Below are 6761 nucleotides of genomic sequence, written 5' to 3' on the forward strand. Positions count from 1 at the left end.
CACTGCGGCGAGCCCGGCCGCGGCGCCGGGCCCGTCGACGGTGAGTTCAAAACGCTTGCCGAGGCGAACGCTCGTGAAGCGGGTCTTGCCGAGGCGGCCGAGGACGCCGGCGACGGCTTTTCCCTGCGGGTCGAGCAGCTCGGCCTTGGGCATAACTTCAACGACGATGGTTGGCATGGTTCACTCCGAGACGTCGGGGGCGTGGATGCCTCGATTCTACAGTCCACACGGCCCGGGCCCGGGTCGGCTGTTACGGCCCGTTGCCGGGGCCACTCTGCCCGAACCCCGCCGCGATCCCGGTCCCCGGTGCGAGGCCTGCCTGCCCGAGCAGGACCCCGCGCAGCACGTCGCGGATCGCCGCGACCCCCTCGAGCGTCTCGACGAAGCTCGTGCTGAGCGGCGACAGCCCGATCCGCAAGCCTTCCGGCCCGCGGAAATCGGGGATGACGTCGTGTTCCCAGAGTGTCGTCGTGACTTGCCGCATCGCCGGGTGGTTGACCGTGACGTGGCCGCCGCGGTGGGTGTGGTCGCGCGGCGACGTGAGCCGCACGCCGAGCGGCACGAGCCACTCGTCGACGAGGGTGATCGCGAATTCGGTGAGCGCGACAGACTTGGCCCGCACCTCCTCGATGCCCGCTTCGCCGATCATCGCGATCGTGTCCTGCATCGCGAGCATGCCGACGACCGGCGGCGTCCCGCTCTGAAACCGGCGGATGCCGTCGGCCGGGTGATACCCCGGCCCCATCGTGAACACGTCCTTCGTGCCCATCCAGCCCTGGATCGGCTGGGTGAGCACGTCCTGGAGGTCGCGGCGCACGTAGCCGAAGGCAGGCGCCCCCGGCCCGCCGTTCAGGTACTTGTACGAGCAGCCGACGGCGAGGTCGACGTCGCAGAGGTCCAGCTCGACGGGAACGGAGCCGACAGAGTGGCTGAGGTCCCAGAGCACGAGGGCGCCGACAGAGTGCGCCGCCGCGGTGATCCGGCGCATGTCGGCGAGGAACCCGGAGCGGTAGGCGACGTGGCTGAGCAGGACGAGCGCCGTCTGCTGGCCGATCGCCGCGCGCACCTGGTCGAGTGAGACCCCGCCTGCGGGATCCGAGTGGATCCAGTGCAGGGTCAGGCCGCGCTCGGCGGCGATGCCCTCGATCAGGTACCGGTCGGTGGGGAAGTTGTCGGTGTCGAGCACGATCTCGGTGCGCGCCGGTTCGGAGCCGACCCTGCGGTAGTCCACCGCGGCCCGGGCGAGCTTATAGAGCAGTACGGTCGTCGAGTCGCCGATGAAGACCTGGCCAGGCGCCGCGCCGAGCGCGACCCGCCCGAGTTCGTCGCCGATCCGGAACGGAAGCTCCATCCACTCCTCGTCCCAGCCGCGGATCAGCCGGGTTCCCCAGTTGTGGGTCAGGAACTCGGTGATCCGCCCGACACTCGCGAGGGTCGGCCGGCCGAGCGAATTGCCGTCGAGGTAGACGAACGGATCGGCCGCGGCACCCGCCGCTGTGCCGGCTTCGGTGCCCACGAACTGCCGACGGTAGTGGGCCAGCCCGTCGATCCGGTCCATCCGGCGGGCGAAGACGAGGTGGGCATCCGTGCCCTCGCCGGCGGTGCGGCTCGGATCGGGGGGAGGCGTCATCGGGAGTCCTCGGTTCTCAGGGATGCTGCGGGCCGTCGGTCGGACCACTGCGGTTCTCCGGCGAGATTCACGGGTTCGCATGTGAGACCCGGTTCTCCGGCGAGATTCTATCCCGGACGAGGGATTCCGGGCGCAGGCACAGGCGACGTGGAGGATTCCCTCCGACTCGTCATAGCTGGGGGACTTACAATCGTCTCCATGACTTCGTCCGAACCGACCCCGCAGGACGGCGCTCAACCGCGTCGGCGCGACGCCCGGCAGAACCGAGAGCGCCTGATCGTCGAGGCGCGGGCTCTCATCGCGCAGAACGGGGTCGACGCCTCGCTCGAGGAGATCGCCCGCCGCGCAGACGTCGGCGTGGCCACGCTCTACCGAAACTTCCCGACCAGGGACGACCTCGTGCGCGCTCTTTACGACATCGCGCTTGCCGAACTCGCGACCGTCCGCGATGAGATCGCCGCTGCTCCGACGGCCTGGGCCGGCATCGAGCTCTACATGGAGCGTGTCGCCGAGTGGCTTGTCGCCGATCCGGCGCTCCCGCACATTCTCAAGCGCATGGAGGTCATCGACCCGGGCAGCGGCAAGGGCACCGAGTTCCAGGCCGTGATCGCCGGCCTCGTCGCCCGCGCCAAGAAGGACGGTGCACTCCGGGCGGATGTCGACGCGGTCGATCTCGCGGTTCTGGTCACCATGGTCGGTTCCCTCGGCACGCACGGCGGCGGCCACACCGGCCAGTGGCGCAGGCAGCTTGCGATCGTGCTCGACGGCCTGCGGCTGCCGGCCACGGACCGGCCCCGGCTGCCCGGCCGGCCGCTCGCCGCCCGCGAGTTCCAGGCCGCGGTGCACGGGCTCACCCGGCGCGCCAAGCGCGCGGCATCCGGTGCCGGTTCCGGACGCTGAGTGAAGATTGCGACCGTCTACGACGTAGCCGCCCACGCGGCGGTGTCGATCGCGACGGTGTCCCGGGTGCTGCGCCGTCCGCATGACGTGCGCGAGTCGACCCGGGAGCGGGTCCTCGACTCCGTGCAGGCCCTCGGCTACGTGCCGAGCGCCAGTGCACGGTGCCTCGCGGCCCAGCGCACCGGCGTCCTCGGCCTGTTCTTCCCCGGCATCGACGACGAGGACGACCGGGGAGAAGCCCCGTTCGTGCAGGACCTGTCGGTCACGATGGTCGTCGACAGGGCCGGCGGCAGCGAGGTCGCCCCGCCGAACCTCTCCTTCGACGGGGTGCTGCGCGGCAGCGAGCGCGAGGCCTGGCGCCACGGTTTCGCCCTCATGGTCGGCGTCGGCAGGGATGCCAATCCCGCCGACATGTTGCGGGACATCGCCGGGCGGGTCGACGCGGTGGCCGTGCTCGCCGGAAGCGTCCCTGACGAACTCCTCAAGCACGTCTCGCGGCGGATCCCCGTCGTACTGATCGGCGGCCCGCGCCGATGCGCCGAGATGGAATTCGACCACGTCAGCGTCAGCAACCGGGAAGGCATGCGGGCGCTCACCGCGCACCTCCTGGAGAGCGGCGACACCACCGACCTCGCCTTCGTCGCCGGCCCCGCCGACTCACCCGACAGCTCCGAGCGGTACCAGGGCTTCGTCGAAGCTCTCGAGGGGGCGGGCCTCGACCCCGCCGCCGCGACGATCCTGCAGGGCGACTTCTCCCGCATCCGTGCCCGCCGGCTCGCCGAAACGCTGCTCACCACCGGGCGGATGCCGCGGGCCCTCGTCTGCGCGAACGACCGGACCGCGCTCGGCATGCTCGACGTGCTCGTGCCGGCGGGCGTGCGGGTGCCGGAGGACGTGATCGTGACCGGCTTCGACGGCATCGAGACCGGCCGCCTGTCGACCCCGCGGCTCACGACGGTGTACCAGCCGATGGTCGAGCTCGGGCGGACGGCGATCCGGGCGATGCTCAGCCGGATCGAGCACCCCGACCAGCCGCCGATCACGGCGCGCCTGCCCGTGAAGGTCCTGCTCCGCGAAAGCTCGGAGGGCACCCTCCCGTCCTGACCAGCGTCGCCTAGGCTGGGAATCCGCGGCAGCACGGCGGCAGCCCGGCCGTCAGGCCGGAATGGAGCGCACCATGAGCACGATCGACCCGACTGCCGGCCCGTCCGCCGGCCCGTCCGTGACCGGGCGGCATTCGGCCGAGGCCCGTACGAGCCCGTCCGCCGGGTCGTCCGCCGGGTCGTTCGACGGGTGGCCAGGGGTCCCGCGGTTCGGCACCCTGCCGGTCCCGCTGGCGGATGCGGTCGCCAACGTCGGCATCGACCTTCCCGTCGGGCGCGTGACGGCCCTGCATGCGCGGCCGGAGGCATCCGCTCGCGGTGTCGTGCTGCTCGTGCCGGGTTTCACCGGTTCGAAGGAGGACTTCGGCGGCTTCCTGCCGCTGCTCGCCGAGCGCGGCTGGGACGCCTGGTCGTACAGCCAGCGCGGGCAGGCGGACTCCGCGGCCCCCGCCGGCGCCGAGAACTACACGCTCGAAGCTTTCGCCAGGGACGTCGTCGCCGTGGCCGCACTCGTCGGCGGCGGCGAACCCGTGCACCTGCTCGGCCACAGTTTCGGCGGGGTCGTCACCCGGGCCGCGGCGATCCTGGCACCGGGGGCTTTCCTCGACGTCACCCTGCTCTGCTCCGGTCCGCACGGCTGGGCGGGGCGGATGGAGCGCGAGGCGGCGATCGTCCGCGAGCGCGGTTCGGCGGCGTGGTGGAACGAGGACAACCCGCACACCGTCGGTCTTCCGGACGCAGCCCTGACCGCCGACGAAGTGTTCCGCCGTCTGCGGATGGGGGCAACGAGCGACGACCAGCTGCTCGGTGCGGCAGCGATCCTCAGCGACGAGAACGACACCACCGGCGAGCTGCTCGCGACCGGTCTCGACACCCTCGTCGCGCACGGAGTCGACGACCCGGCCTGGCCGCAGGACTGGCAGGCGAGCATGGCCGGCCTGCTCGATGCCCGGTATGCGATCATCCCGGAGGCCGCGCACTCGCCGCAGCTCGAGAATCCGGAGGCGACCGCCGACCTGCTCGACGAGTTCTGGGGTCGCGACCGCGCGCATCCGCCGGTCGAGCCCCAGCAGTAGGCCGCGCGCCCGCCTTCGTCAGGCGGGGAGCGCCGTGCGCACCACGATCTGGTTGCCCCAGGGGTCGTCGAAGCCGAGGGTCTGCCCGTCGTGCCGGGTCGCGATGCCGAAGTGGGACATCCGCTCGGTGAGCGCACCGAGGTCGTCGGCACCGGGCAGCACGATGTCGACCTCGCCGAGGCCGAGGGCGAGGCGGCGCCTGCCCGAGCCGGCGCTGTTCCAGGTGTTCATCGCCATGTGGTGGTGGTACCCGCCGGCCGAGACGAAGAGCGCGGACGGGCCGAAGTTCGCGGTCGCCTCGAAGCCGAGCCGGTCGACGTAGAAGGCGCGGGCGGTGGGCACGTCGCCGACGGAGAGGTGCACGTGACCCACGATGGCGTTGCCTGCACCGGGATCGGACACGCCCTCCTCGGTGAGGTGCTCGCCGATGAAGACGTTGGGGTCGAGGGCGAGGGTGGCCATCTCGACCTGGCCGTGGGCCCAGCTCCACTCGGTGCGGTCGCGGTCCCAGTAGAGCTCGATACCGTTGCCCTCGGGGTCGGTGAAGTAGAACGCCTGGCTGACGAGGTGATCGGCGCTGCCGGTGAAGGTGCCCGGATGCTTCGTTGCGACCGAGTAGACCGCCGCGGCGAGCTGCGCCTGGGTCTCGAACAGGATCGCGGTGTGGAACAGGCCGCTCGAGCGGGGCTCGGGGGCTGCGAGTTCCGGCGCGTGCTGGAGGATCACGATCGGGGTCGTGCCGCGCCCCATCACGGCGATGGGGCCGTCCTGGCTGAGCGGGCTCAGCGTGACGGCGTCGCGGTAGTACGCGATCATGCGGTCGAGGTTGCCGACGCGCAGGGTGACGGCGCCCATTCCGGTCGCCGCGGGCAGGAGTTCTGATGCAGATCTGGTCACACCTGCGTCAACGGATGCCCCCGCCCCGGTATTCCGCCCACGACGGGCGGGGGAAGTCAGTCCTGGTGCAGCTGGATCAGGTTGCCGCAGGTGTCGTCGAAGAGGACGGAGGTGCCGAAGGCATCCGTGTACGGTTCGCTCGTGAACTGCACGCCGAGACGGCCGAGGCGCTCGTATTCGGCGCGGACGTCGGGGCTGCCGAAGACGATCGCGGGCAGGCCGAGGGCACGGATGCCCTGGGCGTACTTCGCGGCGACCTTGTTGTCGCTCGGCTCGAGCAGGAGGCCGACGCCGTCCGGGTCCTCCGTGGACTTGACGATGTACAGCTGGTGCTCCGGCATGGCCAGAAGCTTCTCGAATCCGAGGACGGACGTGTAGAAATCGAACGCGGTGGCGGGGTCTTTCACGTGGACGCTGCACATCTTGATTCGCATGTCGGGAGCGTAACATTCGGCGGCGCCGGGCGCCGAGTCCTGTGACCGCGCGCGTCGGTCAGGCGACAGGGGTGTCCCCGGCGAGCCGGGTGAGCAGTTCGCGGTAGCGGGCGGCGGTGCGCTCGATGATGTCCTCCGGGAGCGCCGGGGGTGTGCCGGTCTGGTCCCAGTGCGCGCTCAGCCAGTCGCGGACGATCTGCTTGTCGAAGCTGGACATCCGCTGTTCGGGGGTCGTGCCGGTCTGCCAGAGTACGGCGTCCCAGTAGCGGCTCGAGTCGCTCGTCAGCACCTCGTCGGCGAGGGTGATCTCTCCGGTCGCCCGGTCGGCGCCGAACTCGAACTTGGTGTCTGCGAGGATCACCCCGTTCTGTTCGGCGATGACGGATGCCCGGCGGAAGATCTCGAGGGAGAGGCGGCGCAGCTCGGCGGCGACGTCGGCGCCGACGAGCTCGACGGTGCGCTCGAAGGAGATGTTCTCGTCATGCTCGCCCATCGGGGCCTTCCACGCGGGCGTGTAGATCGGTTCGGGCAGGCGGTCGCCGTTCTGCAGCCCCGCCGGGAGCGGCAGGCCGCAGACCGTCTGGCTGGCCTGGTATTCCTTCCAGCCCGAGCCGGTGAGGTAGCCGCGCACGACGCACTCGATCGGGAACATGTCGAGGGTCCTGCAGAGCATGGCGCGGCCCGCGGCGGCGGCCGGGATGCCCGCGGCGTCGTCTGTACC

8 protein-coding genes are annotated in these 6761 nt (G+C 71.1%); 3 read left to right on the forward strand and 5 right to left on the reverse strand.

Annotation, left to right across the window (positions count from 1 at the left end; genetic code table 11):
- Both QN357_RS16800 and QN357_RS16805 read right to left on the reverse strand, forming a co-directional pair.
- Positions 1-177: phosphoribosylformylglycinamidine synthase subunit PurS (locus QN357_RS16800; protein WP_323505241.1), on the reverse strand; the 177-nt coding region annotated here is incomplete at its 3' end.
- Between the two features lie 73 nt (positions 178-250).
- Complete coding sequence (locus QN357_RS16805) at positions 251-1630, reverse strand: kynureninase (RefSeq protein WP_416173095.1); 1380 nt, start codon at positions 1628-1630, stop codon at positions 251-253.
- A 198-nt stretch (positions 1631-1828) separates the two neighbouring features.
- Here QN357_RS16805 and QN357_RS16810 point away from each other — a divergent pair, with 198 nt between their 5' ends.
- The 3 genes from QN357_RS16810 (at position 1829) to QN357_RS16820 (ending at position 4709) form a co-directional block, all read left to right on the forward strand.
- Positions 1829-2530, forward strand: coding sequence for a TetR/AcrR family transcriptional regulator (locus tag QN357_RS16810; protein WP_134446227.1), 702 nt, complete (start codon positions 1829-1831; stop codon positions 2528-2530).
- Positions 2531-3634: a LacI family DNA-binding transcriptional regulator gene (locus tag QN357_RS16815; protein WP_322189154.1), complete on the forward strand. Its 1104-nt coding sequence runs from the start codon at positions 2531-2533 to the stop codon at positions 3632-3634.
- 73 nt (positions 3635-3707) lie between these two features.
- Positions 3708-4709: an alpha/beta fold hydrolase gene (locus tag QN357_RS16820; RefSeq protein ID WP_323505239.1), complete on the forward strand. Its 1002-nt coding sequence runs from the start codon at positions 3708-3710 to the stop codon at positions 4707-4709.
- Positions 4710-4727: 18 nt separating this feature from the next.
- Here the strand turns inward: QN357_RS16820 and QN357_RS16825 are convergent, their stop codons facing one another.
- The 3 genes from QN357_RS16825 to QN357_RS16835 all read right to left on the reverse strand — a co-directional run.
- On the reverse strand, positions 4728-5564 hold the full coding sequence (locus QN357_RS16825) for a VOC family protein (RefSeq protein ID WP_322189899.1): 837 nt from the start codon (positions 5562-5564) through the stop codon (positions 4728-4730).
- Between the two features lie 98 nt (positions 5565-5662).
- Entirely contained in the window at positions 5663-6040 is a 378-nt protein-coding gene (locus QN357_RS16830) for a VOC family protein (protein ID WP_134446230.1), read from the reverse strand.
- A gap of 58 nt (positions 6041-6098) precedes the next feature.
- The coding region (locus QN357_RS16835) for a phosphoribosylaminoimidazolesuccinocarboxamide synthase (protein WP_323505240.1) at positions 6099-6761 on the reverse strand (663 nt) is incomplete at its 5' end.

Origin of the sequence: Cryobacterium sp. RTC2.1 (genome assembly GCF_035018685.1) — a bacterium.
Classification (GTDB): Bacteria; Actinomycetota; Actinomycetes; order Actinomycetales; family Microbacteriaceae; genus Cryobacterium; species Cryobacterium glucosi.

Excerpts from the sequence above, each read along its gene's own strand:
- QN357_RS16805 (WP_416173095.1), bottom strand. The coding sequence starts at position 1,630 with ATGACGCCTCCCCCCGATCCGAGCCGCACCGCCGGCGAGGGCACGGAT.
- QN357_RS16810 (WP_134446227.1), top strand. The coding sequence starts at position 1,829 with ATGACTTCGTCCGAACCGACCCCGCAGGACGGCGCTCAACCGCGTCGG.
- QN357_RS16820 (WP_323505239.1), top strand. The coding sequence starts at position 3,708 with ATGAGCACGATCGACCCGACTGCCGGCCCGTCCGCCGGCCCGTCCGTG.
- QN357_RS16825 (WP_322189899.1), bottom strand. The coding sequence starts at position 5,564 with ATGGGCGCCGTCACCCTGCGCGTCGGCAACCTCGACCGCATGATCGCG.
- QN357_RS16830 (WP_134446230.1), bottom strand. The coding sequence starts at position 6,040 with ATGCGAATCAAGATGTGCAGCGTCCACGTGAAAGACCCCGCCACCGCG.